The following is a 26,346-nucleotide window of genomic DNA, read 5'->3' on the forward strand; positions in this document are numbered from 1 at the left end:
GGTAACTATATCTAACTTTACGGTAAAGGTATAAAAAAGAAAGCCACAATTAAGTGGCTTTTTATGTTATTTATTTCTATTTCTCTTTACTCCATTGTGAATTAAAAATATCGAAACTAATAGGATTAGTAAAGTTATTATAACTTGATGGGGTTTAACTTCCTCTGTTGTCATGATCATAGCGAATAATACAGAACATGATGTTATAGTTAGTGTTATTCCTAACATAACTTGTAGGACTTCCATTATTTGTTGTAAAGAAGAAATGTATTTAACGCTCCTTGATATCCAAAAAGATATAGATTCCATACAACATAAACATCCTTGAAATTGACAACAGATGCAGACAAGGCAATACTTCCATTCTCTTCAATTATGCCTATATTTTCTACCCAAAGTGTTTGAGTGTCATTGCCTGTCTTTATTTCGATTTTGGTATATCCTCCTTGATTTGCTGTATATACAGTTACTTTTGAATTTACATTTTTAAGGTCATGTTGTACATTCCCTTTTTTGTCACCTTTTATGAAATGTTTATATGTTACATCATGTTCTATTTTACTACGAAATTCATTCCCTGATCCATATTGACTGAATAAGGTCTTAATGTATTGTATATTATTCTTATTTTCTTCACTTTGCCCCCACATAAACATAGGACAAAGGAGTATTAGTGTAAGTAATTTTGCTTTCATATAATACTCTCTCTTTTTACTTGGCTTACTTCCAAAATAGATTAATGCTCCACCAATAATCGTGGGCAATAAGAAGTCTGGAACAAAAGATACTTGTCCTCCTGCTGATGTCATAAATGAGCCTAATATTATTAGAACTCCAATGATTACTAATACAATTTTCATAATGAATTTTGTTTTGTTCCATGCAGTCCCGACATGGGTTTATAGAATAGAAAAAGCGTGGAACTTAACTATATTCGTCTTAGAGGTCTTAGGATACCTGTGGCACAAATAAGTAAGCCCACGCCATTAAATATAGCATGAGCATTGGCTACTTACCCTTGTGCCTTGTTGAAAGTTCCTAAGTTTCTAAGACAAGAATAAAAGCTAACGCTTTTTTTAGTTTAATATGTCAATACAAAGCTAATAACATATCGTTAAAACCAAAAGATTTGACGTTAAAATTTGTGCAATAACTTATTTTTCACTATCTTTAAACATCTGCTAATCTTGAGTTTATGATAGGTAAAGACTTCAAATCCATCATCGAAATATTCACAACTTTTCCAACGGAACAGGCTTGTATTGAACATTTAGAAAAAACTATATGGGATGGAAATATTGTATCTCCATTTGATGAAACATCGAAAGTTTATAAGTGTAAAAATAATCGCTATTGGTGTGTTAATACAAGAAAGTATTTCAATGCTAAGACTAATACTATATTTGAAAATACAAAAGTTCCATTAGTAAAATGGTTTGTTGCGATCTATCTTAATGCCACTCATAAAAAAGGTATTTCATCTTTACAATTATCCCAATATATAGATGTTACACAAAAGACAGCTTGGTTCATGCTCCATCGAATAAGAAAGTGTTATGGACAACCACAAGAAGATGCTCAATTACAAGGAGAAGTAGAAATTGACGAAACTTTTGTCGGAGGCAAAAACAAAAACCGACATTGGGATAAGAAGGTAAAAAACTCACAAGGGAGAGCCTTTAAAGACAAAACTCCCGTTTTCGGAATGTTGCAACGTGGAGGAAAAGTAATAGCTAAAGTTGTTTCTGATACCAAAGCGCAAACTTTAAGACCTATTATTGATAAACATATTGTCGAAGAATCTACAGTTTATACAGATGAATGGTTTTATGGTAATTTACATGAAAAATACACCCATAAGCAAGTGTTTCACGTAGCTAAAGTTTACGCAGTTGGCGATGTTTATACGAACACGATAGAGGGTTTTTGGAGTATCTTAAAACGTGGATATATTGGTGTTTATCACTACATATCAAGAAAACATTTACAACGATATGTGGATGAATTTTGTTTCAGATATAATACACGAGATTATTCCCAATATCAAAGATTTAATTTACTTTTGTGTAATACGAAAAATAGGAGATTGAAATACAAAGATCTGATAAATTAAGTTTGTTATTATGCATTATGAAATATTCAAATTTGAATCTGACGAAAATCCATTTAATGAGATAAGAACAATCGAGATAGATGGTAGAATTTTATTTTGTGCATCAGATGTTGCAAAAGCACTTGGGTATAAAAACCCAAATGAGGCTGTTGCAACTCATTGTAAACCAGCCAACATAGAGAATCACTATGTTGCCCACCCCAATGGTATAGGTGGTGTTTTTATGAAGTTTATCCCAGAAGGTCAGATTTATAGATTAACAATTAAATCAGAACTACCTTCTGCTGAAAAATTTGCAGATTGGATTTTTGATGAAGTTATACCTTCTATTCGAGAAAGAGGATATTATGGAAAAATAGATAGATTAGAACTTCCAAACTTTATAAAAAGGTATCAAGATAATTTCCATAAAATAGACAGGGGATATTTTTCTGTAATTAGCGAACTGTTTGTTACATTAGGACAAGAACTTTCAAAATATGGATATGATATCCCTGACAAAGGAATTGATGGTAAAGGATTTTATCCTGATATTTCAGTCGGGAAAATGTTTTCTGATTATCTAAAGAAAATAGAGCATCCTCTTCGTAATTCATATAAGAAATATAAACACTCATTTGTTGATGAGAGGATTGATGTAGATGCAAAAATGTACCCTCTTGACTTATTGCCCGAATTTAGAAGATTTGTCTTTAATATATGGTTGCCGAAAAGAGGTCCTATTTATTTTAGAGAAAAAGATCCTGTAGCTTTAGATTATCTACCTAAACTTTTGGAAAAACCAAGCGATAATGATATTCAAGAAAATGTTTCTGATGTTATAGACAAAGAACTGAAAGTAATAACAAAACATAATCCAAAAACAAAAAGGGATAACTAACTATCCCTTTTATTTTTCAAGTTTTACCGTAAACTAATATATAGTTACCTTAATTTTTAACGCCTTTGCCGCCTGCATGCTTTGTCCGTCGAAGCTAAGGCCGCTCTCAGACAATGCTTCGCAAAAAGGACCGACCTCGCCGTATGTGCGGGGTACCCGCTTAGCGAAGTGAACGCCCGGAACAAAAAGCTGTTTGAGCATAGCCTGACTTAAAAGTCAGCACAATCTTTTGTGCGAGTTATTTTTTGTTCAGTGAACAAGCTAAATGGCGGGTCGCACAGCAGGCGCAGTCTTGATTTTTTGGTTCGTTTTGCATCAAGGCAAAATGAACGAAGGCAAGCATCGGTAAGATGCGCGGCAGTAAATTAATAAGTATAATTTTAACGAACAATAAATCTGTCAGATGTGTCAGGTTTTTATAAAATGTGCCTTTGAAGCATCTTAGAGTAGATGTTAATTCTATCAGAGTGTAATTGTATGCCTCTGCTTAGTTTACAATTGTACATAAACTATGATTAAGCAAAAAACATCATAAATAATACACTTTTTAAATTATTTTCACACAGAAAGCGAACAATAGGACATTTTGGGCGAAAAATGGACTGTAAATATCCGGTAAGTAAACTCCATCTTTGTAATCGAAAAGATTATGAATTCCGATGTTTAGGATCAAGACAGTACATATGGTTATCTTATTTGTAGTGTTTATTATAGCTGCAAATATATGGGAGTTAAGGAAAGACCTGTCTCCGCAGGAAGATTATATCGCCACTTTAAAGGAAATCGATAAAAAAAGCTTCCCTGATAGTATAAAGCATAAATATACATGTGTTTTGTTTTACAATCCGGAAAAAACATCCGATGTAAAAATGGAATCGGAGTTAAGCATGCTCAACAATCCGCCAAATTCCCCTATAAAATACTACAAGATACGAAGTGACGAAGCATCCGAGTTATGTTGTGGTCTTAACATATCGGGTACACCTTCTGTTTTGCTTTTTAAAGACGGTGTAGAAGTTAGTCGCATTATGGGTACAGTGTCTCAAACAAATCTGAAAATGATAATAAAACGATTAGAAAAACAGGTATGAGTATGATTTATCAAAAAACGCTGAAACAAAGTTTCTGTCTCGAAGGAAAAGGTTTGCACACGGGGCTGGTATCAAAGGTTACATTTCATCCTGCCCCCGAAAACCACGGGTATCAAATAAGAAGAATCGACCTGCCGGATATGCCTGTTATAAATGCTGTTGCCGAAAATGTTGTAGAATCGTCGCGCTGCACAATAATCGAAGAAAACGGAGTGTCGATTAGTAGCATCGAGCATGCAATAGCCGCTTTGTATGCCTGCGAAATAGATAACTGCCTGATTGATGTTAGTGCCACCGAATTTCCGGCTTTGGACGGAAGTTCTATCTTATATGTGAGCAAAATAAAAGAAGTAGGCGTCCAGCAACAGGAAGCGCCCCGAAAATATATAGACATCAGCAAAAAGAAAACAAGGGTTATTGACAAAGGCACAGGTGCATCGCTAATTCTTGTTCCCGGCGATAGCTTACAGATTAAAGTGGAGATAACATATAACTCTTTTCTTTTAAGAAAACAAAGTGCCGTTTTAAGCAATATATCCGATTTTGCACGGGAATTTGCTGCATCAAGAACCTTTGTATTTATGAAAGATATAAAGCCATTATTAGACAAAGGTCTTATTAAAGGCGGAAATCTGGATAATGCAATTGTTATACATGATACTCCAATCGACCAGAAAGATTTTGATGAATTGGCTGATTTAACAGGTGCTAAACAACGGGATGCTAAAAAAATAGGATATATAATGAATAAACCATTATTATACCCTAACGAGCCTGCCCGTCACAAATTATTAGATCTTATTGGTGATTTAGCTTTAGCCGGCGGATTCATTAAAGGTACTATTGTGGCCGTTTGCCCCGGACATAAAATTAACAGTGTGTTTGTAAAAGCTATACGCAAAAACTTTCTTGCCGAAACAAGAAAGAAAAACAGCCGACAAACACTGAAAGAAAAAGAAGCTTTAATTATCTGATTATGAGTAAATTTGCTTTATTTCTAAACTTAAACAAGTATGTATTACTTGGGTTGGTTGTCGGGGTAGTTTTAGGCTTTCTGCACTGGTACTTCTTCGGATGCTACTGGGGTGTATACCCAATGTCGTCCGAGTGTTGGTTCAACTGTACAGCAGGCAGTTTGTTTGGTGGATTTATTTTCAGCTTATTCGATAAACGAAATTCAGATTATTAGCGGTTCATAAGATAGGATAAACCATTTTTTCATTGAGAAGAGGTGAGGTTGTTAGCAGCCTTTTCCTCTTCTATTTTTTATCCTTCGGATCTATAATCTTAGTATCCCTCAACTCTACAGGATTCGATTTTTTCTTCAACTTCATATTCAGAAACTCGACTAACAGCGAAAAAGCAATTGCAAAATAAATATACCCTTTAGGTATCTCTCCCACAGTTGACCCGAATATCGAAATATGCGACAAGTGAGCAGCCTCAACAAGAAGCATTACACCTATAAGTATAAGGAATGATAAACCTAAAATTTGTATGGTAGGGTGTGTGTTTACAAAGCGGCTTACAGGCCCCGAAAATAGCATCATAACCATTACCGCAGCAACTACAGCTGTTACCATTATAGCCATTGCTCCTCCATAGCCAAATTCGTTGAAACTGACTAACCCTACAGCCGTAAGTACGCTATCGAACGAAAAAACAATATCCAGCGCAACTATTTGTACAATAACAGAAGCAAATCCGCTTGAAACCTTTCGACCTTCGCCCGATTCTTCTACACCTTCCAGTTTATGATGTATCTCTGTCACACTTTTATATAGTAGGAATAAGCCTCCTAAAAATATAATTACACTTTGCCCCGAAACCGCCCCATCAAACCAAGATGTATCGAAAGAAAATATCGGCTGTGTCAATTTCATGAGCCACGATATGCAGAACAACAATAAAATTCGGAATAGCATAGCAATACCTAAACCCAATCGTCGGGCTTTAGGTTGTTGATGTTCGGGAAGTTTTGATGACATTATCGACAGAAACACGATATTGTCGATACCCAACACTATTTCCAGAAAAGCAAGCGTTAACAAAGCAATCCACGCGCTTGGCAATAAAAAAACTTCAAGAAAATCCATATTTATCAAATTCAATGTACGCCGAAAAATCTCACAAATTTATAAAAAGATATATTGCCAACTTAGTATGTTGTAAAATATCTTTATTTACGTTTAAAAAACAGGCATACTCATTATTGCAAGATATGCCCATTTTGCTTCTGTCTTTTCTAAAGCTACGCTATTGTTATGGTATTGTCTAGATAAACATCCTGAATTGTGTGAAGCAATTCAACTCCATCCTTCATCGGGCGCTGAAAAGCTTTACGTCCGCTTATTAATCCCATACCTCCTGCACGTTTATTTACCACAGCTGTGTATACGGCATCACTCAAATCGGATGTGCCATGAGATTCTCCACCCGAATTTATTAGCCCTACACGCCCCATATAGCCATTAACTACCTGATAGCGGCACAAATCGATTGGGTGATCGGTTGCCAATTCCGAATACATTTTCGGGCTGCTTTTCGCAAAGTTAATAGCAGTAAAACCACCGTTTACTGTCGGCAGTTTTTGTTTCACAATATCTGCTTTTATAGTCACCCCCAAGTGATTAGCCTGAGCAGTAAGGTCGGCCGCCTCGTGATAGTCTACCCCATCTTTTTTAAATGCGGGATTCCGCAAGTAACACCACAATATTGTAGCCATACCTAACTCGTGGGCATATTCGAAGGCTTTGGCTATTTCAGTAATTTGTCGGCGACTCTCTTCCGATCCAAAATAAATAGTTGCTCCCACAGCTACAGCGCCCATATTCCATGCTTCCTTAACAGTACCAAATAGTATCTGATTGTAAGAATTAGGATATGTTAGTAATTCATTATGATTTATCTTTACAATGAAAGGTATTTTATGCGCATACTTACGAGCCACGGAGCCCAATATTCCATAAGTAGAAGCTACTGCATTACAGCCTCCCTCAATGGCCAGTTTCACAATGTTTTCGGGGTCGAAATATATTGGATTAGGAGCAAACGAAGCTCCTGCGGTATGCTCTATATCCTGATCGACAGGTAATATCGAAACATATCCGGTGTTTGCTAAACGTCCGTGTCCTAACAACCGTTGCAAGCTATTAAGCGTTTGCAAGTTTCTATCCGAATCGATCCAAACGTCATCAATTGTCGTTGGCGAAGGCAGATGAATAAGCGATTTGTCGATAGTTTTACTTGTATAATCTAATAAATAACCGGCCTTATCGCCTAATAATTCTATAATTTCTTTAGTTGCCATACTATTAATTTTTTATTTACATATTATTATTTTTAAACATTCTAAATAGGCTTTTGTTTAAGGAAAGCAGGGAATTAAAAGCAATAAAAGATTATTTAACATGAAAAATTTACAAACAGACAACTTTAAGCACTTTTTTTGACAAAAAATATTATTATCTTTGCCAGCCTGTCTAAGTTTGAAATGTAATAATCAAAATTTATTTATATGCTACATGAATTTACTCTGTCTCGAGGAAGGGCAATGATAAATTTCACAATGAAATATTGTGATACGAAGCAAAAACTCCTTAGTAGTTACGGATTTAAAAAGGTAGTCGAAGCTTTTGTCAGAAAATTAAAAACTGACGATTTCATCATTTACAGCCATTATATTGAAGCGTTTAAAACCGAAGAAGATTTAGTTGAAGCATTAATTGAAGCATTCAAACTCCTCACGGTATTCAATACTGAAGAGGTTATTGCGGTTGATAATAAGTATGCTATATTTTTCGATGACAAAGATCTATTTCTGGAAGTAACCGAATTGTTGTTTAAATTCTGGAAAAAACTGGAAAGATACAGTATCGTACGCAATAAAAGACTAGGAGAAGGTTTACAAAACGTTCGTTTCATACAGGCAAACGATATGTTTAACGAGTTAATCCTATCTACCGGACGTCGCATTCAAGAAACTGTTAATGGATATGAACAACGAGTAAACAGACAGGCAACGGCAGGAGCTAATGCAAGTTTAACGCTTAACGACGTAAAATGGAATTGCCCTATCGAGTATAAAGGCTTAACAAATATTCCATTTATCAGTACTGTTGTTATACAGCCTCCTTTTGTTTCGTACACAAAGAAAAATACCCGTGACGGTATTTTTCATGAGCATAACCAAAACCCACTTTCAAACATAATCCTTAATGAGGACGATTGGTTTGTGTACCCTGCAAAAGTAGGAAGTATGCTTACTTTTGTTTATTTCCATAAAGATTTTATGGTTCATGGAGTAGGTTTAGCCAATCTTTTCGAATTAGCAAAAGAAAACGAATACATCGGTAAAAAGCCCGATATTATATATGTATTCGGTTATCCTGACGGCGTGGAAGAAAAACGTACATTCTATTATAAAGATAAAAAGAACGACATACTTATCGGATACGCTAACTACTGCGACGATATAGACTATTTCGGATATATGAAGAAAATGCTTCTTACGCTTCATAACGTGAAGCAAATAGAACAAAACCGCTTACCAATACACGGTGCAATGGTTAACATTGTACTTAAAAACGGTAAAGAATCGAATATCATCATCATGGGTGATAGCGGTGCCGGAAAATCCGAAAGTCTTGAAGCATTCCGTACTTTGAACGAAAATTACATACGTCATATGCGTGTAATATTCGACGATATGGGATTCCTACAAAAAGAAGAAGATGGTACAATAAAAGGATATGGTACCGAAATCGGAGCCTTTGTGCGTATTGATGATCTTGATCCTATGTATGCATACGAGCAGTTAGACCGTGGTATATATACCAACCCCGATAGGGTTAATGCTCGTGTAACTATTCCTATCTCTACGTACGAAGTGATAATGAAAGGTTATGAAGTTGACATCATGCTATATGCTAACAACTACGAAGACACTGATAAAAAGATATTGTTTTACGACGATTTAGGCAAAGCCATACAGGTGTTTGAAGACGGAGCCCGTAAAGCTAAAGGTACAACTACCGAAACAGGATTGGTTAAATCGTATTTTGCAAACCCATTCGGACCAGTACAGGAGAGAGCCGAAACCGAAGTTCTTGTACGCCAATACTTTCAGGATATGCAAAACAACGGGGTAAAAATTGGAGAAATGCATACCTCGCTGGCTATCGACGGCAAAGCAAAGAATGGACCTCGCGAAGCTGCTGAAGAATTATTCTCATTAATTAATGATGCCGATTAAGAGGACAAAAACTCTTTATCATAAAGTAGTAATAATAAAGGTGTCTCTAAAACCAGAGACACCTTTTGCTTTTTACTGAATAGACTATTTCTTCATTTAAATTATATTTCGATAAAAGAAGATACCGATTGCACATGTAAATATTCAAAGATCGACTTCTCGATATATAGATAAAAACTTCAGAAAATAATCCATAAAGCAGCTGGTTATTAGTTCTCAATTTCTTCGTTCATCACTTCTGTGTCTTCGTAATTATCACTTTTTTTGTACCAATCTATTTTTCGCGACACATACATTACTGTGGCCAATGCAATAAACAACCCTATACTACCCAACAGTAACGACATTTCTTCGAGTTGAAGTATTACGTAAAGGAAAACGTATAATCCTGTAAGAAACAGCCCCATTATAACCGTTTGCTTAATGTTTTTGAATACCGATTTTGCGTATGCTGTTATAAGTGCAATAATTGCTATCGCAGAAATAAGAAAAGCAAACCCGAATCGCAGATGCTCTGATAATGCAAGCAACAAACAATAAAATAAAACAAGGGCAAAACTTACCAAAAAGTATTGAATAGGGTGTATACGCTTACGGCTCAGCAATTCTACAATAAAGAACACAAGAAATGTGAGTGCAATAAACATTACTGCATATTTTACCGAACGCATAGTTTTCCGATATTGGTCAATCGGATTTTGTAAGTTTACGCCTATGTCCGATCCTTTAAAACTATTGTTCACACCTGTCCACATTTGAGGATAGCTTCTGTTGTAATCAAAAATATCCCAACTTGCTTCAACACCGTTACTATTATGAGTTTCTTTGGTGGGCATAAAATCGCCGATAAATTCAGCTTGTTTCCAGTCCGATTTCAGCCTGATATGAGTCTGTTTTCCTAAAGGTGTAAAGTTTATCGAATCTGTTCCGTTCAGAACCAAATCAAATTGAAAATCAAAATATTCTTTGGGTGTATCTATTGTTATAGGTGCTTTGACAGATAAGCCGGTCTGAATTACAGGATTGTTTTGATTGGCAGATACTGCTGTCTGATATTTGCCGTTCCATTCGAAATTGAGGTTATTCTTTATCCCTTGTAACGATGGAATTTCGAGCAATAGATAAGCGTCGTCCCACTTTATTTGCTCTATTCTTAGATTAAGTTTCTCGTAATCGGGAAAAGTGAACCTGCCGTCACACTTTATATCCGATTGATAACAAGGAACATTAAACATACCTACCTGTTGATCCTCTACTTTTATATCTCCATCAATATTTAGTACATCGGGTAAAAAATAAGCATACTGTACATTTGCACTGTTATTCGAGTCTTTGTATGGCAATACCAATATTGGGCCTGTCAAATTTTGCGAACCACCCCACTTGAGGCTGATGTCTTTTTTTACAGAGTTTTTTACAGTCTCCCTTTCGTTTATGAGAGATTTAACCATGCTTATAGGTATAAGCATTAATAATACAAGTACAGCAATAAGCACTGCCTTTATTGCCGACGAATCTGTCATTTTTAAAAGATTTGTTTTCATAATGGATAATTAAAAGAACTTTGAAATTCAAAGTTCGTGGATAAAAAAAATTATGTTAAAGGATTGATTAATTTTTCTAACGCATCAATATGTTCTTTGAAAAGCTTTTGCCCTAAGTCTGTTGCCTGATACGATGTATTGGGCTTACGTCCTATAAACTGCTTTTTCACTTCTATAATTTCCTCTTTTTCGAGGGCTTTAAGATGGCTGGCCAGATTTCCGTCAGTCACATCCAGTAATTCCTTCATCGTATTAAAGTCGACACTATCGTTAACTACCAATATCGACATAATACCCAAACGAATGCGACTATCGAATAGTTTATTCAGTCCTGATATTATATCCTTCATAATGCTACGGTTTTATTCGACACCCGATCGTGTTTGAAGTACATAACCACACCATATATGATGTGCAAAACACCAAACCCGATTGACCAAAAAAGTAAACCGTTATATATAAATATGCCGGCCAAAAAGCCCAATATTATTTCGCAAATCCCCAATACCTTCGTTTCCGAGTAGGTACGAGATCCGGCATTTATCAGAGCCAAACCATAAAACACCAGCATAGTAGCTGCAACCATATGGGTGTAATGGTTGTAGATAAGCACAAAGCAGAACAAGCCGCCGGCAATCATTGGTATGGTAGAGTCTATAATAATCTGCCTGGTAGCAGGTAGCCAAAAACGAATTGAATTTTTACGGGCTTTTCTGACAGAGAAGAACACCCCCGAAGCTCCTGCTAATGCAATAACAAGTACTGCGTCAATCAGCAAATCTTGTACCACATTACCTGTTATACTAAAATCGGAATATAATACATAATAGGCCAGCAACGCTCCAAGTAAGGCAAATACCCCTGCCACTATAACAGAAAAACCGCTAAGCGATGTAAATTTGCTCGAACGCTCCATCATCGAGCGGATATGCCTTAAATCTTCAATATTTTTACTCATACATTGTACTTTGAATTACAAAGTAAAGCTTTTAATTTTAAATATCCAACTATACTATCGCTTTTTTATACAATACCTTTTTTTATATTACTTTGTGATGCTTGATTAATTCTGCCTTGATAGAATAAATGCCTGTGCTAAAGTGTCCCAAAAGTATATTTTATAAAAACCTGACATACCTGACAATTTTACGATTAAGTTCAATCCTTTTTTTTGTTAGAATATCGGAGGGGGTAATTTTCATACCCGTTATAGACTATAGATAAAAGTAACGCAGCAATATGATAAACATATTACTGCGTTACAGTTCTGAATAAAACTGATTATCTATTTTTTAATTACCTTCTCTGTTTTTGTTTTTTGCGATTCGTATGTTTTCTTCACAATATAAATGCCTTGTTCTTCGGGCTGAACTTTCACACCTTGCATGTTATAGTACTCAACTTTTACAACGGCATCGTTGCTCTCAATTACTTCTACACCTGTAGGATTAAGAAGAGTAAGGCTGAATCCGGCATAAGGTACTGCGTCTACTCCGGTTGCTTTATTTAGACTAGCGGAGATCAGATAACCATTCGTATCGTTAGTACCTATAGCATAGGTATAAGGTTCTGTACTACCATAACGTGTAAGTGCATAATCGATATCCGAAATTCTTACTTTGTTGTCAGTTATAGTTACTTCATCTATAACAGCATCAACACCGTTGAATTTCAGGTTATATTCGCCATCTGTCATATCTGTTACTTCCTTAGCGAAATTTGCCAAAGGTTCAAATATAATGCGATAATTTAAATCGCGGTTATCAATAAGTGATCCATATAAGATGTTTCCATCGCCCGCTATGCCACTTATTGTTGGGGGTGTACCGCCTCCATATTGAGTAATATAAGCTGTTTTGGAGTCAACTGTTCCGCTCGGATTAAGTTGCATAAATCCGGCTCCGTTACCTACCATTTTATGCTCAATACCTATTTTCGACTGACTGTAGCTGAAAAGACCATATCTTCCGGATACTCCGTTTGGTCTCGATAAATACCAAATCTGATTGTCGCTATTTTCGTTTTCTAAAAATTTGTTTCCATTGCTATATGTTAAATACTCACCTGTCGCAATTTTCACTTTGTACCAACCATACGAAAGATTGCTTACAACGTCGCCTATATAAAATTCACGATTTAGCTTGACAACGCTTTCCAATAGTCCGGTACTGGCTAATACTGTTGCACGATCATCGCCTTCGGTGTACAGATCGCGGGTATATGTGGTACCTACTGCTTTTAGAATATCGATTTTCGAAGCATCGAATTTACCATAGTCTTTATCATTGGCAGCTTTTAGATTGTCTAAATCAGAATCGTATGCCTGCATAATTGTAACCATAGATGCAGCAGCATCGTATGCTGTTTGATATGCGGTTATATCGACAGCGCTGGAACTTCCATAAGGATTATAGAACAGAGGATTAGCTTTAGCTGTTTCTTCATCGGTATCCGATATTTGTAACTTATCCCAAATGCTTCCGCCATTACCGGTATCGCTTGAAGCAGATCCAATTTCGAACGAAACTACATCGCCTTGTTTTGCATAAAAATACATCTGCTGAGATTTTGTTGCGAAATAACCTTCGTTTCCTTCATTATTATAAATAGCGTCGGTTGCTACTTCCAAGTCAAAGCCCATTGAAGATACTATTGTTGAGCCTGATGCAATGAAATTGAAATATGCCCAAACCTGAGCCTTTCTTGTTTGCCAATTACCATTATTGTATTTTTCCCTACGCGCTTCAACATCAGCTACATAATATCCGTCGGCGGGAGCTGTAAACTGAACAGCAGGACGTTCAGCCGAACTCTTCATGTGTACACGTCCTTTAGTGCTTAAATAATACCAATCGCCAACTTTAAAAGCCCACGAACCTTCGGAACCGGCTTTTCCGTTAGCTATATAGCTAAAATCAGTGTATGTTTTTGATACTGAATTAAAGCCTTTATACGCCCAAGGTTCAACTTCGCTGGGGTTTTTTGTTGTGAAATCGGAGAGAGGAGACACTGTTCCTGCTTCAACGAACGGATTGTTATTAAAAACTGTCCATGTGTCTGCATGGCTTACTGCAGGAAACAATAAACATACAGCCATAATTAAAAGAGATAATTTTTTTTTCATAAATGTTTGGTTTAATATGATTTCTATATTAACGATATCTATCGCAAATGAAATTAAAATAGACTATACCAATACGGATAAAGCGTCTCTTTTATTAGGGTATATTGTTGCATTGTTTTATGAAAACATAATTAGAGAGTATGGTAAGAAACAAAAAGCCATGTCTATTGACATGGCTTTTGTTTTTATACATATGTTATTGATTGGCTTATTCAGCTAACAATATTTCCATAATTTGTACGGCAGCTTTGGTAACCGAAGTTCCGGGGCCGAAGATTGCAGCTACGCCTGCTTTATACAAGAAGTCATAATCCTGTGCAGGAATAACCCCTCCGGCGATAACGATGATATCTTCGCGACCTAATTTCTTTAACTCTTCCATTACTTGAGGTACAAGAGTTTTGTGACCTGCCGCCAATGAAGATACACCCAGAACATTAACGTCGTTTTCTACTGCCTGACGGGCAGCTTCTTCCGGAGTTTGGAATAATGGTCCCATATCTACGTCGAATCCGCAGTCAGCGTAACCTGTAGCAACAACTTTAGCACCACGGTCGTGTCCGTCCTGACCCATTTTTGCGATCATGATACGGGGTTGACGACCTTCTTTCTTAGCAAACTCTTCCACAAGCTCTTTGGCTTTCTGGAATGTAGAGTCATTTTTAGTTTCTGATGAGTACACGCCTGATATTGTTCTGATTACTGCTTTATAACGACCTACTACTACTTCGCAGGCATCTGATATTTCACCAAGAGTAGCACGAAGGCGAGCAGCTTCTACTGCAAGTTCGAGCAAGTTTCCTTTTTTCGTTTTCACACATTCTGTGATAGCATCCAATGCTTTTTTAACGGCTGCATTGTCGCGTTTCGATTTCAAATCGTTCAGACGTTCGATTTGCTGACGACGAACTTCTGTGTTATCCACATCCAGAATATCGATCGGATCTTCTTTTTCCAAACGGTATTTGTTTACACCGATAATGGTTTGTTGCCCTGAGTCGATTTTAGCCTGAGTACGTGCAGCAGCTTCTTCGATACGCATTTTTGGAAGACCTGTTTCGATAGCTTTTGCCATACCGCCCAGCTTTTGTACTTCCTGAATGTGTTCCCATGCTTTATGAACAAGTTCGTTTGTTAGTGTTTCCACATAATAAGAACCCGCCCATGGGTCGATTTCTTTCGTAATTTGAGTTTCCTCCTGAATATATATCTGAGTATTACGTGCAATACGAGCAGAGAAATCGGTAGGAAGCGCAATTGCTTCGTCCAAAGCATTGGTGTGAAGTGATTGTGTATGTCCAAGTGCAGAAGCCATTGCTTCGATACAAGTACGTCCTACGTTATTAAAAGGATCTTGCTCAGTCAACGACCATCCCGAAGTTTGAGAGTGAGTACGCAGTGCTAATGATTTAGGATTTTTAGCTCCGAAGCTTTTCACAATTTTCGCCCATAAAAGACGACCTGCACGCATCTTAGCAATTTCCATGAAGTGATTCATACCGATTGCCCAGAAGAAAGAGAGACGTGGAGCGAAAGCATCTACATCGATACCAGCGTCGATACCTGCTTTCAGGTATTCCATACCATCGGCAAGCGTATAAGCCAACTCTATATCGGCAGTTGCACCTGCTTCTTGCATGTGATAACCCGAAATAGAGATAGAGTTAAACTTAGGCATCTTTTGAGATGTATATTCGAAGATGTCAGCGATAATCTTCATCGAAAATTCCGGTGGATAAATATATGTATTACGCACCATGAATTCTTTCAAGATATCATTTTGAATAGTACCTGCCATCTCTTCTAATTTAGCGCCTTGCTCTAAGCCTGCATTGATATAGAAAGCAAGTACAGGAAGAACCGCACCATTCATGGTCATAGATACAGACATTTGGCTCAAAGGAATACCATCGAACAATACTTTCATGTCTTCAACCGAACAGATAGATACACCTGCTTTACCTACATCGCCTACTACACGAGGGTGGTCGGCATCGTATCCACGGTGAGTCGCCAAGTCGAATGCAACAGAAAGACCTTTTTGTCCCGATGCAAGGTTACGGCGGTAAAATGCATTTGATTCGGCAGCAGTAGAGAATCCTGCATACTGACGAATTGTCCAAGGGCGCATGGCGTACATGCCTGAATATGGACCACGAAGGAAAGGGGGTAATCCCGAAGCATAATTGAGATGCTCCATTCCTTCCAAATCTTCTTTTGTATAAACTGATTTTACGGGAATAAGCTCCGGAGTCATCCAGTCAGCTTTAATCTCGTTGTCAGCAGCCCATTTCGCAGCATCAGTTGCAGCAAAACCGGCAGTTTTAATGTCTATATTTTTGAAATTTGGTTTCATTTTTTTTAGCTTTAATTTATTCGATTCCAAGTTTAGCATTGAATGTTCTAAGAGTATCAAGTACATTGCTGCGAACATTGATGAAGTGCTCTATTCCCTGAGCTTTCAATTCATCCATAGAGGCAGGAGCACCGGCAACAACAAAGTGAGCTTTTCCTTGCACTAATTTGTGTGCTTCGGGAGCATAAGTTGCATATTCGTCGTCGCTCGAACAAAGAACAATAATATCAGCTTTAGCATCGAAGGCTGCTTTAACTCCGGCCTCAACTGTTTCGAAACCTAGGTTATCTATCACTTTATATCCTGCACAGCCGAAGAAGTTAGCCGAGAACTGAGAACGCGCCAAGCGCATAGCCAGATTACCGATAGTAAGCATGAATACTTTTGGAGCACCATGTTTTTCGGTCGCAAGGCGGAGTTTTTCGAATTCGGTAGCCAAACGTGTTTTGGGTAGAGCCTTAAATTCAGAACCTTCGCTGTTTCCACAACCACATCCACAAGAACCGCTTTCAACTATTTTACTTGCTGCAACTTCGGTAAAATTAGGGAATTGGTTTGTTCCAAGAAGTACTTCACGACGTGTAGCCAATGCTTTGAAGCGATTGTCTGACGACTCTTGTATTGCTGTTTGAACACTTCCTGCCTTCAAAGCCTCGTAGAATCCTTTTTCGTCTGTTGCCAAGAATAGTTTCCATGCTTCTTCGGCTAACGAGTTGGTAAGGTTTTCAATATAGTATGATCCCGAAGATGGGTCGGTAATTTTATCGAAGTGGCATTCTTCTTTCAACAACAATTGTTGGTTACGGGCAATTCTTTCCGAGAATTCGTCTGACGATTTGAATGGCTCGTCGAAAGGAAGAACTGTAAGTGAGTTTACACCAGCAATAGATGCAGACATTGCTTCGGTTTGAGTGCGAAGCATATTTACATGTGCGTCGTAAACAGTCATGTTATATGTTGAAGTTTGCGCATGTGTGTACATTTTAGCAGCACAGCGGCATAATCCGTCTCCTGTTTTGTTCGGACATTCGTTCGGACATTTCGGACTGTAAGCCATTACAATTTCGGCCCACAACCAGCGTGCAGCACGGAATTTTGCAATCTCCATGAAATAGTTAGAGCCTATACCAAAGTTAAATTTGATTTTTTTAGCAACAAGTGTAGCGTCTAATCCGGCTTCGATAAGTTTGTTAAGTATTTCGTTTCCGCAGGCAAGAGCATATCCTAGTTCCTGATAGCTAAAAGCACCACTGTCGCTTAACATGTGTGCGTTTACGCTTAATACCCTGAACCGGGGAAGTTCTGCCGCAGCTTTAACTATTTCTGCTGCCTGAGCAATCCATTCATTGTTGTCTTTTCCTTTTTTAAGGATTGATTTGAAAGGATCGAAATTTACAGAACCGAAACAATTCATCACGTTAACATTCTTCGCCTTATAGTAATCAACAAGTATTTTTGTTAATTCCAACGACTTTTTATTACATGTGTTGAAATTCAATTCTACAGCTTCCAGGCATACACCATTAAGCAAGGCTTCGATATTTTCGGCTGTAACAGCATCGCTTTTTATACAAAAGCCTACCGAAGTAACACCTTTATTCAGTATGTCAAGGACTTTTGCATTTGCAGCCTTGATGTCAACAACTTTAATATCCTGACGAACATACCAGTCATTGTCTTTCTTCGTTCCACGAACATAAGGGTATTCTCCGGGCAGAGAATCGGTTGTTTTCATCCCCTCGGTATTCTCGCTTCTGTAGAAAGGGTTTACTTTGAAACCTTCGTTTGTTTTCCAAACAAGTTTCTTCTCAAAATCGGCACCTTTCAGGTCGGCAGTGATTTTTGCCATCCATTCCTCGGTGGTTACCGAAGGAAATTCCGTGAAAAGCTTTTCTTTTTGATTAGCCATAATTGTTGAATGAATAGTTATATTTTAAAGTTAAATTATAAGTCTTTTTATTCCGTTATGAATCAAACGGTTATATCCGTTCTTTTTGTGGACGGTAAAGTTGGTTGTTCTTTTTATGTATCTATGCTGTTAATCATACATTTGCATCCTTTCGGGAAAACCCTACAAAAGTAAAATAATTTGTTTGGTTGGTAAAGTTTTTTAGGTATATTTTGATAAAAGCTATTCTTTTCGTGCGTATTGAGATATGTGGTTGGCAATACTGTGATTTTTTTTTCAGTATTGGCTGAAACGTGAAAATTAGAATGTTCTTATTGTGATGAAAACGGATTAAATTTTCTATTTTTACGCAACTTTTTATATTTTAAGTTCATGCAAAATTCAGACTATTATTCGTTTCAACGTGAAGAGCTATATCCGTTTATACCTCTAAATATCAAAAGGACATTAGATATTGGGTGTGCAAGTGGTATTTTTTCTGAAAATCTGAAAAAGGAGAAAAACGTAGAGACGTGGGGTATTGAGATGGTTGCAGAAGTTGCCGATATAGCCCGCACAAAATTGGATAGGGTTCTGACGGGGGCGTTCGACGATGTAAATGAGGAACTTCCTGCCGGCTATTTCGATTGTGTGTTTTTTAACGATGTACTTGAGCATATGGTATATCCCGAAGATTGCCTGAAGAGAATAAAGGCTAATATCGCACCTGAAGGCTGTGTAATAGCTTCTATACCTAATGTTCGGTTTATTGAAGTGTTAATAGGGCTTTTATTGAAAAAAGATTGGAAATATAAAAATTCGGGAGTTATGGATAAAACTCATTTGCGTTTTTTTACAAAAAAGAGTATCCTGAGAATGTTTGACGAATGTGGTTATGAGGTTAAATCTATAAAAGGAATTAATTCGGTAGGAGCTTTCAGTCTTACTTCTATAATTAATGTTCTGGCATTTAATCGATTCGAGGATGTTAAGTATCAACAGTTTGTTGTTGTTGCATATCCTAAATAATACATTTACTTTCTTTTTGAGTTTATGTAATTTTTATATCTGTCGAAAGCATTCTTTATTATCTGCTTTTTTAGCTTCCAGTATTCCTGTTTACTCTTTCGCCTCAATATAAGATATATAATTGTGGCAAAATTAACTTTTAGCATATGAGTATTGTATACCAGTCTTGTTTTTGAAGAGCCTTTTCTCTTTGAAAAATATATGAATTTGCTGTACCAGTGCTCTTGATACGACCATTTGTTCAAATCCTCGCCTTTGTTTTCGGCTGAAGCACCCTGTAAGTGAATTATTTGCGCATCGGGAACAGAGGTTATTTTATATCCCGTTTTTCTTACTCTGTCGCAAAGTTCAACCTCCTCAAAATACATGAAGAAGTCTTTGTCGAATCCTTTAACCTGTTCAAATACAGATTTTCTTATAAAAAGATCGGCTCCTACAATAACGTTTACATCTAATGGGTTACCTGTGTGATTGAATCCTATAAGCCACTTTCTGTTGAATATAATATTGTATTCCAAGGTTAGAAAATCAGTAGTGTAATAGGATGAGTTAGGACTCATGTCTGCTTTGTACAAATTACCTCCGCAAACGCCAACGCCGGGGTGCTCGTGCATGTATTTGAAGAGTATTGAAACGGCATCATTCAGTAAAATAGTATCGGGGTTTAAGAAGAATAAATATTCACCTTTTGCAATGCAAGCTCCGATGTTATTTGCCGCTCCAAAACCGAGGTTCTTGTCGGATAGTTTAAAATTTACTTTTGGAAACGATTCGATAACAGACAATAAAGAACCTTTTTTTGAGTTATTATCTACAACTATGATCTCAAATTCAATGTCTTTTGTGTGCGAGTAAATAGATTTCAAGCAATCAGATAAAAGCTTCTCTGTGTTATAATTTACTATAATAATACTTACCTGATTTTTCATTGATAGAGATTATTTGACCGTAAAATTAGGATATTTTTATTCAAAAGAAAAGATAGGACAATCATTACTTTACGCCTAAATAAATAAAGGTAGATTCAATCTGCTGAGTCTTAGTATGTTGTTTGTGACTGTAGAATGGGAGGGCAGATTTTTTAATCCGACAATTGATTTAAATAGCTAATAAGTTTGTTTGGTGTAAATCTATTCAAGGCGGTTTTGGTCGTTTTGAAAATTCGGCTAAAAAAGTTATCTTTGAAGCTTGTTCAAAAGAGCAATAGAAAAGAAAAACAACATATAAATGTATGCTTCCTGAGGATATAATTGACGATATTGAAAATACAGAAGAACCACAGTTGCCGGAAGACGAAAATCCGGATAACCCGAAAGATCATTCGGGTTACAAGGTGCCTTTGAAAGAGGGGGAAAACCAGTTGCATCTGTCGGGGATGTACCAAAACTGGTTTCTCGATTATGCTTCGTATGTTATACTCGAACGTGCCGTTCCGCACATAAGTGACGGGCTGAAACCTGTGCAACGCCGTATTCTCCATTCAATGAAACGGATGGATGACGGGCGTTATAATAAGGTTGCTAACGTAATCGGGCATACCATGCAGTTCCATCCGCACGGAGATGCATCTATCGGGGATGCATTGGTGCAGTTGGGACAAAAAGATTTATTGGTAGATTGTCAGGGTAACTGGGGTAATGTTCTTACGGGAGACGGAGCAGCAGCTCCCCGTTATATTGAGGCACGTCTTTCGAAGTTTGCCCTTGAGGTATTATTCAATCCTAAGACAACCGAATGGAAGCCTTCGTATGACGGACGTAATAAAGAACCGATAACGCTGCCTGTTAAATTTCCTCTGTTGCTTACTCAGGGAGTAGAGGGTATTGCTGTTGGGTTGTCGTCAAAAATATTACCACATAACTTTAATGAGGTTTGCGATGCTTCAATATCTCATCTGAGAGGAGAAGAGTTTACGTTATACCCCGATTTTCAGACGGGAGGTTATATCGATGTCAGTCGTTATAACGATGGCGAACGGGGAGGGGCCGTTAAGGTGCGTGCCAAAATAAGCAAGCTTGACAATAAAACGCTTGTAATAACCGATACGCCTTTTGGACGAACAACTTCGTCGTTGGTCGAATCTATACTGAAAGCGAACGATAAGGGTAAGATAAAAATTAAAAAAGTTGATGATATCACGGCTCAGAATGTTGAAATTCAAATACATTTGGCAGCGGGAGTGTCGTCCGATAAAACAATCGATGCCCTTTACGCTTTTACCGATTGCGAAATAAGTATTTCTCCAAACTGCTGTGTTATCGAGGATAATAAACCTCATTTCATAACCGTAAGCGAAGTATTGCGCTATACAACCGATAATACATTGCTTTTGCTGCGTAAGGAGCTTGAAATACAAAAAAACGAATTAGAAGAAAGTCTTCATTTTGCTTCACTCGAAAAAATATTTATTGAAGAACGCATTTATAAAGATAAAGGTTTTGAGAATGCCGAAAATATGGATGCTGCTGTTGAGCACATCGATAAACGTTTAATACCATTCAGTAAGCTCTTTTTTCGCGAAGTTACAAAAGATGATATACTGAGGCTGATGGAGATTAAAATGGGGCGCATCCTTAAATTTAACTCCGATAAAGCAAACGATTTAATAGCACGCTATAAAGCCGACATAGAAGAAATAGAGCATAATATAGAGAATATTGTAGATTATACTATTTCGTGGTTTGTAATGTTGAAAGACAAATACGGAAAAAATTATCAGCGAATGACTGAAATCCGTAGTTTCGATACAATTGAAGCTACGAAAGTGGTAGAGGCTAACGAAAAATTATATATCAATAGGGAAGAAGGCTTTATCGGGACATCGCTCAAAAAAGATGAATTTGTTTGTAACTGTTCCGATATTGACGATATTATCCTCTTTTTCAAGGATGGTAAGTATAAGATTGTAAAAGTGTCGGAGAAAATGTTTGTTGGTAAAAACGTATTATATCTTAATGTGTTTAAGCGCAACGACAATCGCACAATTTACAATGTTGTATATCGTAATGGAAAAGCGGGTCTTCATTATATAAAACGTTTTGCAGTAAAGGGTATAACACGCGATAAAGAATATGATGTAACCCAAGGCGATGCAGGCTCTCGTATTGTATATTTTACGGCAAACCCGAATGGAGAAGCTGAAACTATAAGGGTGATTTTAAAGCCTAAGCCTCGCCAGAAGATACTTGTATTCGAAAAAGACTTCAGTGATATTGCCATAAAAGGGCGTCAGTCGATGGGTAATTTACTGACTAAGGCAGAAGTGCATAAAATATCGTTGAAGCAGAAAGGCGGATCAACTTTGGGAGGACGTAAAGTTTGGTTCGATCCGGATGTCCTGCGTTTGAATTACGATGGACGGGGAAATTATCTGGGCGAATTTCATAGCGACGACCTTATTCTTGTTGTTACAGAAGCAGGCGATTTTTATACAACGAATTTCGATTCGAGCAATCACTATGAAAGTGGTATTGTTCGTATAGAAAAGTTTAAGGCTAACAAAAACTGGACAGCCATTCTGTTCGATGCCGATCAAGGGTATGTGTATTTAAAACGCTTTGAACTTGAGTCGTCTGTTAAGAAACAAAGCATTTTAGGAGAAAATTCCGATTCGAAATTACTATTGCTAACCGATACGGTTTATCCTCGCATAAAAGTAACCTTTGGTGGGCATGATAGCTTTCGCGAGGCAATAGATATCGACGCTGACAGCTTTATAGCGGTTAAAGGCTTTAAGGCTAAGGGGAAACGTCTTTCGACATACGAAATAAAAGAGGTGGAGGAACTGGAGCCTTTGCGTTTTCCTGATCCTGAACCAGAAGAAGAAAATGCAAACGATGATAGTGCTGATATTGTTGACGACAGAACTGATACTGATATTATAGATGAAATTACCGGTCAGCAAAAATTGGATTTCGATTAATTTTCGAATAAAAATGTTTACTTTGCATGGCAGTCGAAACCGATAGCTTATTTTTATAATGGCAAATTTACGGCAAAGGGTTTTAGTTTTGTTATCTGTATTATTTTGCAGTACGGTGTCTTTTGCTCAAAATTCAGGAACCGAAGAGGAACAAATGCCCCGGCCTACCAATAATGCTACATCTATTGCTATAGGGTCGTCTAATCTTTACGATACTTATTTATCTCCTCTCGAATATAAGGGCACATCCTTACGTTTTTTAAACGAGCGGATGAAACAAATCGGTTGGTTTAACAATCGATTTATCCGTCAGCAATTGTTTGAAGTAGAGGTGGCAAGGGCTGAGAATCCAGCAAAGAATGCACGTGAATATTGGCTTTTGTTCGGTTATAACTGGGGTGGTCATTATAAGCTTTATAAGGCTCATAATTTAAGACTTTTAGCAGGAGGTTTTGTTAGCGGGTCGTTAGGAGTTCTTTACAATGAACGAAACTCTAACAATCCGGCATCGGCAAGAGCATATGCAAATTTTAATCTTTCGGTTCAGGCTTTCTATAAATTACATTTTGCGACTTTCAGGTGGCAAGTAAGTTCTCCTGTAGCTGGGGTGCTATTCTCTCCTCATTTTGGGCAATCGTACTACGAAATATCGCTAGGGAATACTGTTGGCGTCGCAAACTTTGCTTCATTGCATAATCAGCGAGCATTACGTAATTATATAACAGTCGATCTTCCTACCAACTGGGCTACGTTCAGGTTGGGTTATTTAGGGTCGTATTATCAAACTAAGGTTAACGATTTGCAAACACACACCTATTCTCATAGTGTTGTTTTAGGAGTTGTTTATGAATCCATAAACGTAGGTGGTCGCAAGATGCAAAACAAGGATTTGATAAGAAGCAGTTACTATTTTGAATAAAGAATAGATACAATTATTTTCATAAAAACATAAAACTATGAGCGAATTAAAGATTGTGGCAACGGTTATTGTCAAAAAAGAATTTCAGGACGAATTAGAAAAGGCGTTTAAAGCTGTAGTTGATGGAACACGTAAAGAGGCGGGTAATATATCGTACGATCTGCATCAGGATGCAAACAACCCTCTTAAATATGTGATATTAGAAGTGTGGAAATCACAGGATGCTATCGACTCACATAATGTTAGCGACCATTTCGAAACATTTAAGAATGCTATTGACGGAAAAATAGAAAGCTTGACAATAGACGTTATAAAGAAAGTATACTAGCCTTAATGTATGTTTAGGGAAATAAGACGGAAAAACAGAGAGTTGACCGGTGAGCGTATTTATGAATTGCTCGAAACTTCGGAGTACGGATTTTTATCATTAGGCGTATCTGATAATGGATACGCCTATGGTGTCCCGATGAGCTATGTATACGATAAGGATGCAAATTTCTTATATTTCCATTGTGCCTCTGACGGACAGAAACTGGACGAAATTAAGCGAAACAGTAAAGTCTCGTTCTGTGTAGTAGGTAAAACACAACCCGTCGCCGATAAGTTTACAACATTATACGAGAGTGTTATTGCTTTTGGCGAAGCTGTAATTATAGAATCGGATGAAGAAAAGCGAAAGGCTTTAAGGCTTTTGGTGAAGAAGTATTCGAATGGGTTTGAAGACTTAGGGGAAACATACATGGCGAAATCGTGGGATCGTACAACAGCGTTTAAAATTTTAGTACAACATGTAACTGCCAAAGCAAAATATTAAGATAAGTATTTAAAATATAATAAGTAGTATTACGTACGCATTCACATTTATATTATCTTTGCAGTGTTATCATTTAAAGTAAATTATGTTATTTAACATTCTTATTACTCTCTTATTCGTATTCTTAAACGGTTTTTTTGTTGCAGCTGAGTTTGCCATTGTAAAAGTGCGAAGCTCGCAATTGGAAATAAAGGCTCAGGAGGGTAATCGTTTTGCTATTCTGGCAAAGCAAATAGTATCGCATCTCGATGCTTATCTGGCTGCCACACAGTTGGGTATTACTCTTTCGAGTTTGGCTTTAGGATGGATTGGTGAGCCTGTGGTTTCGAAAATGATTATAAATTTTATGGAACTGCTGAATGTATCCATCAGCCCCGATCTTGCACACAAAATAGCACTGCCACTAGCATTTATCATTATTACCATACTTCATATTGTGTTTGGCGAACTTGCTCCAAAATCGTTGGCTATACAACGTTCGGAGCAAACAACGTTATTTATTGCTTACCCTCTCAGAACATTCTATTGGATATGTCGTCCTTTTATTTGGACACTGAATGGGATAGCTAATCTTATTCTGAAAATGATAGGATTGCATACTGTTTCGGAATCAGAAACTTACAGTAGCGACGAACTGAAGTATCTTGTTGAACAAGTGAAAGAAAGTGGTGATATTGAAGACGCTAACTACGATATAATAAAGAACGCATTCGACTTTTCGGAGCGTACAGCCCGTCAGGTTATGGTGCCAAGAACACAAGTATTGGCTATTGATGTAAATGACTATGACGATGCAACTCTCGAAACAGTAATAGAAGATGGATTCTCGCGTATACCATGTTATGAGGATAGTATCGATAACATAATAGGGGTTGTCCATTTGAAAGATATTCTGAAAAAGATGCGGGAAAAAGATAGTACTGTTAATATTAGGTCTATCATACGTCCTGTGTCGTTTGTTCCCGAAACTAAACGTATAGGGCAGCTTCTGAAAGAGTTTCAGGTAAAACATCAACAAATAGCAATGGTGCTGAACGAATACGGAGGGGTTGAGGGTATTGTTACTATGGAAGACATCTTGGAAGAAATAGTGGGCGAAATACAGGATGAGTACGACAATGAAATTCCGTTTGTTGAGCAAACAGGCGATAATTTATATTCTGTTATAGCTACCGCTGCTATCAGCGATATTAATAATCAATTGCCCCGACCAATAGATAAAGCCAAACAATACGATACACTAGCCGGATACATGATCGATAAATTCGGGCGAATACCTAATGCTCATGAAAAGCTTGAGGATGAAGGTTATGAATTTACAGTTTTGAAAAAGAACAAAACATCGATTATGTTAGTGCAGATGAAAGATTTGGAATATGTGCAAGAGGAAAACTCTGATAAGTCCAAATAAA

General features: G+C 37.2%; 22 protein-coding genes. 12 read left to right on the forward strand and 10 right to left on the reverse strand.

Annotated elements, in window-relative coordinates; all coding sequences use genetic code 11:
- Positions 1-245: 245 nt before the first annotated feature.
- On the reverse strand, positions 246-860 hold the full coding sequence (locus D0T53_RS01380) for a hypothetical protein (protein WP_163264307.1): 615 nt from the start codon (positions 858-860) through the stop codon (positions 246-248).
- A 335-nt stretch (positions 861-1,195) separates the two neighbouring features.
- Here D0T53_RS01380 and D0T53_RS01385 point away from each other — a divergent pair, with 335 nt between their 5' ends.
- The 5 genes from D0T53_RS01385 to D0T53_RS01405 all read left to right on the forward strand — a co-directional run bounded on the left by D0T53_RS01385 (position 1,196) and on the right by D0T53_RS01405 (position 5,273).
- Positions 1,196-2,113 (forward strand): IS1595 family transposase, encoded by a 918-nt coding sequence (locus D0T53_RS01385; RefSeq protein WP_163264309.1) that lies wholly within the window; start codon positions 1,196-1,198, stop codon positions 2,111-2,113.
- Positions 2,114-2,123: 10 nt separating this feature from the next.
- Positions 2,124-2,993 (forward strand): BRO family protein, encoded by an 870-nt coding sequence (locus tag D0T53_RS01390; protein WP_163264311.1) that lies wholly within the window; start codon positions 2,124-2,126, stop codon positions 2,991-2,993.
- 683 nt (positions 2,994-3,676) lie between these two features.
- Positions 3,677-4,084 carry a thioredoxin family protein gene (locus tag D0T53_RS01395; protein WP_163264313.1) on the forward strand — a complete coding sequence of 136 codons (408 nt, stop codon included), beginning with the start codon at positions 3,677-3,679 and terminating at the stop codon, positions 4,082-4,084.
- A gap of 2 nt (positions 4,085-4,086) precedes the next feature.
- Positions 4,087-5,058 carry a UDP-3-O-acyl-N-acetylglucosamine deacetylase gene (locus D0T53_RS01400; RefSeq protein WP_163264315.1) on the forward strand — a complete coding sequence of 324 codons (972 nt, stop codon included), beginning with the start codon at positions 4,087-4,089 and terminating at the stop codon, positions 5,056-5,058.
- Between the two features lie 2 nt (positions 5,059-5,060).
- The gene (locus D0T53_RS01405; protein ID WP_163264317.1) at positions 5,061-5,273 is read left to right on the forward strand and encodes a hypothetical protein; all 213 of its coding nucleotides are present in this window, start codon (positions 5,061-5,063) and stop codon (positions 5,271-5,273) included.
- 70 nt (positions 5,274-5,343) lie between these two features.
- On the opposite strand, the gene D0T53_RS01410 is transcribed toward D0T53_RS01405, so the two are convergent.
- Together D0T53_RS01410 and D0T53_RS01415 are read right to left on the reverse strand one after the other, a co-directional pair.
- Positions 5,344-6,180: a TerC family protein gene (locus D0T53_RS01410; RefSeq protein WP_163264319.1), complete on the reverse strand. Its 837-nt coding sequence runs from the start codon at positions 6,178-6,180 to the stop codon at positions 5,344-5,346.
- A gap of 155 nt (positions 6,181-6,335) precedes the next feature.
- On the reverse strand, positions 6,336-7,394 hold the full coding sequence (locus tag D0T53_RS01415; RefSeq protein WP_163264321.1) for a class I fructose-bisphosphate aldolase: 1,059 nt from the start codon (positions 7,392-7,394) through the stop codon (positions 6,336-6,338).
- Positions 7,395-7,601: 207 nt separating this feature from the next.
- On the opposite strand from D0T53_RS01415, the gene D0T53_RS01420 reads away from it, so the two are divergent.
- Positions 7,602-9,338 (forward strand): phosphoenolpyruvate carboxykinase, encoded by a 1,737-nt coding sequence (locus D0T53_RS01420; protein ID WP_163264323.1) that lies wholly within the window; start codon positions 7,602-7,604, stop codon positions 9,336-9,338.
- Between the two features lie 209 nt (positions 9,339-9,547).
- Here the strand turns inward: D0T53_RS01420 and creD are convergent, their stop codons facing one another.
- The 6 genes from creD to mutA form a co-directional block, all read right to left on the reverse strand.
- Positions 9,548-10,882 (reverse strand): cell envelope integrity protein CreD, encoded by a 1,335-nt coding sequence (gene creD, locus D0T53_RS01425; protein WP_163264325.1) that lies wholly within the window; start codon positions 10,880-10,882, stop codon positions 9,548-9,550.
- A gap of 50 nt (positions 10,883-10,932) precedes the next feature.
- Complete coding sequence (locus tag D0T53_RS01430; protein ID WP_163264327.1) at positions 10,933-11,232, reverse strand: transcriptional regulator; 300 nt, start codon at positions 11,230-11,232, stop codon at positions 10,933-10,935.
- On the reverse strand, positions 11,229-11,840 hold the full coding sequence (locus D0T53_RS01435) for a hypothetical protein (RefSeq protein ID WP_163264329.1): 612 nt from the start codon (positions 11,838-11,840) through the stop codon (positions 11,229-11,231). The genes D0T53_RS01430 and D0T53_RS01435 overlap by 4 nt, the downstream gene beginning before the upstream one ends.
- A gap of 327 nt (positions 11,841-12,167) precedes the next feature.
- Positions 12,168-14,006 carry a hypothetical protein gene (locus D0T53_RS01440; protein ID WP_163264331.1) on the reverse strand — a complete coding sequence of 613 codons (1,839 nt, stop codon included), beginning with the start codon at positions 14,004-14,006 and terminating at the stop codon, positions 12,168-12,170.
- Between the two features lie 208 nt (positions 14,007-14,214).
- A complete protein-coding gene (gene scpA, locus D0T53_RS01445; RefSeq protein ID WP_163264333.1) occupies positions 14,215-16,362 on the reverse strand; it encodes a methylmalonyl-CoA mutase in 2,148 nt (715 codons plus the stop codon).
- 16 nt (positions 16,363-16,378) lie between these two features.
- Positions 16,379-18,271, reverse strand: coding sequence for a methylmalonyl-CoA mutase small subunit (gene mutA, locus D0T53_RS01450; protein WP_163264335.1), 1,893 nt, complete (start codon positions 18,269-18,271; stop codon positions 16,379-16,381).
- A gap of 372 nt (positions 18,272-18,643) precedes the next feature.
- Between mutA and D0T53_RS01455 the strand changes: the two genes are divergently transcribed.
- A complete protein-coding gene (locus tag D0T53_RS01455; protein WP_163264337.1) occupies positions 18,644-19,279 on the forward strand; it encodes a bifunctional 2-polyprenyl-6-hydroxyphenol methylase/3-demethylubiquinol 3-O-methyltransferase UbiG in 636 nt (211 codons plus the stop codon).
- Positions 19,280-19,284: 5 nt separating this feature from the next.
- Here the strand turns inward: D0T53_RS01455 and D0T53_RS01460 are convergent, their stop codons facing one another.
- The gene (locus tag D0T53_RS01460) at positions 19,285-20,208 is read right to left on the reverse strand and encodes a glycosyltransferase family 2 protein (RefSeq protein ID WP_163264339.1); all 924 of its coding nucleotides are present in this window, start codon (positions 20,206-20,208) and stop codon (positions 19,285-19,287) included.
- Positions 20,209-20,510: 302 nt separating this feature from the next.
- Here D0T53_RS01460 and D0T53_RS01465 point away from each other — a divergent pair, with 302 nt between their 5' ends.
- From D0T53_RS01465 to D0T53_RS01485, 5 genes are all read left to right on the forward strand, one after another.
- Positions 20,511-23,201, forward strand: a complete 2,691-nt coding sequence (locus tag D0T53_RS01465) for a DNA gyrase/topoisomerase IV subunit A (RefSeq protein ID WP_163264341.1) — start codon at positions 20,511-20,513, stop codon at positions 23,199-23,201.
- Positions 23,202-23,259: 58 nt separating this feature from the next.
- Positions 23,260-24,120, forward strand: a complete 861-nt coding sequence (locus tag D0T53_RS01470) for a DUF3316 domain-containing protein (protein WP_163264342.1) — start codon at positions 23,260-23,262, stop codon at positions 24,118-24,120.
- A gap of 37 nt (positions 24,121-24,157) precedes the next feature.
- Entirely contained in the window at positions 24,158-24,448 is a 291-nt protein-coding gene (locus D0T53_RS01475; protein ID WP_163264343.1) for a putative quinol monooxygenase, read from the forward strand.
- Positions 24,449-24,457: 9 nt separating this feature from the next.
- Entirely contained in the window at positions 24,458-24,934 is a 477-nt protein-coding gene (locus D0T53_RS01480; protein WP_163264344.1) for a pyridoxamine 5'-phosphate oxidase family protein, read from the forward strand.
- A gap of 85 nt (positions 24,935-25,019) precedes the next feature.
- The gene (locus D0T53_RS01485; RefSeq protein WP_163264345.1) at positions 25,020-26,345 is read left to right on the forward strand and encodes a hemolysin family protein; all 1,326 of its coding nucleotides are present in this window, start codon (positions 25,020-25,022) and stop codon (positions 26,343-26,345) included.
- The last annotated feature ends 1 nt before the right edge of the window (position 26,346 follow it).

This window comes from Dysgonomonas sp. 216, from assembly GCF_010501065.1.
Lineage (GTDB): Bacteria > Bacteroidota > Bacteroidia > Bacteroidales > Dysgonomonadaceae > QVMM01.

Coding starts and splice junctions, on each gene's coding strand:
- D0T53_RS01475 (WP_163264343.1), top strand. CDS start 24,158: ATGAGCGAATTAAAGATTGTGGCAACGGTTATTGTCAAAAAAGAATTT.
- D0T53_RS01440 (WP_163264331.1), bottom strand. CDS start 14,006: ATGAAAAAAAAATTATCTCTTTTAATTATGGCTGTATGTTTATTGTTT.
- D0T53_RS01455 (WP_163264337.1), top strand. CDS start 18,644: ATGCAAAATTCAGACTATTATTCGTTTCAACGTGAAGAGCTATATCCG.
- D0T53_RS01390 (WP_163264311.1), top strand. CDS start 2,124: ATGCATTATGAAATATTCAAATTTGAATCTGACGAAAATCCATTTAAT.
- mutA (WP_163264335.1), bottom strand. CDS start 18,271: ATGGCTAATCAAAAAGAAAAGCTTTTCACGGAATTTCCTTCGGTAACC.
- D0T53_RS01480 (WP_163264344.1), top strand. CDS start 24,458: ATGTTTAGGGAAATAAGACGGAAAAACAGAGAGTTGACCGGTGAGCGT.
- D0T53_RS01405 (WP_163264317.1), top strand. CDS start 5,061: ATGAGTAAATTTGCTTTATTTCTAAACTTAAACAAGTATGTATTACTT.
- D0T53_RS01420 (WP_163264323.1), top strand. CDS start 7,602: ATGCTACATGAATTTACTCTGTCTCGAGGAAGGGCAATGATAAATTTC.
- D0T53_RS01385 (WP_163264309.1), top strand. CDS start 1,196: ATGATAGGTAAAGACTTCAAATCCATCATCGAAATATTCACAACTTTT.
- D0T53_RS01460 (WP_163264339.1), bottom strand. CDS start 20,208: ATGAAAAATCAGGTAAGTATTATTATAGTAAATTATAACACAGAGAAG.
- D0T53_RS01410 (WP_163264319.1), bottom strand. CDS start 6,180: ATGGATTTTCTTGAAGTTTTTTTATTGCCAAGCGCGTGGATTGCTTTG.
- creD (WP_163264325.1), bottom strand. CDS start 10,882: ATGAAAACAAATCTTTTAAAAATGACAGATTCGTCGGCAATAAAGGCA.
- D0T53_RS01470 (WP_163264342.1), top strand. CDS start 23,260: ATGGCAAATTTACGGCAAAGGGTTTTAGTTTTGTTATCTGTATTATTT.
- D0T53_RS01380 (WP_163264307.1), bottom strand. CDS start 860: ATGAAAATTGTATTAGTAATCATTGGAGTTCTAATAATATTAGGCTCA.
- scpA (WP_163264333.1), bottom strand. CDS start 16,362: ATGAAACCAAATTTCAAAAATATAGACATTAAAACTGCCGGTTTTGCT.
- D0T53_RS01395 (WP_163264313.1), top strand. CDS start 3,677: ATGGTTATCTTATTTGTAGTGTTTATTATAGCTGCAAATATATGGGAG.
- D0T53_RS01435 (WP_163264329.1), bottom strand. CDS start 11,840: ATGAGTAAAAATATTGAAGATTTAAGGCATATCCGCTCGATGATGGAG.
- D0T53_RS01485 (WP_163264345.1), top strand. CDS start 25,020: ATGTTATTTAACATTCTTATTACTCTCTTATTCGTATTCTTAAACGGT.
- D0T53_RS01415 (WP_163264321.1), bottom strand. CDS start 7,394: ATGGCAACTAAAGAAATTATAGAATTATTAGGCGATAAGGCCGGTTAT.
- D0T53_RS01465 (WP_163264341.1), top strand. CDS start 20,511: ATGCTTCCTGAGGATATAATTGACGATATTGAAAATACAGAAGAACCA.
- D0T53_RS01430 (WP_163264327.1), bottom strand. CDS start 11,232: ATGAAGGATATAATATCAGGACTGAATAAACTATTCGATAGTCGCATT.
- D0T53_RS01400 (WP_163264315.1), top strand. CDS start 4,087: ATGATTTATCAAAAAACGCTGAAACAAAGTTTCTGTCTCGAAGGAAAA.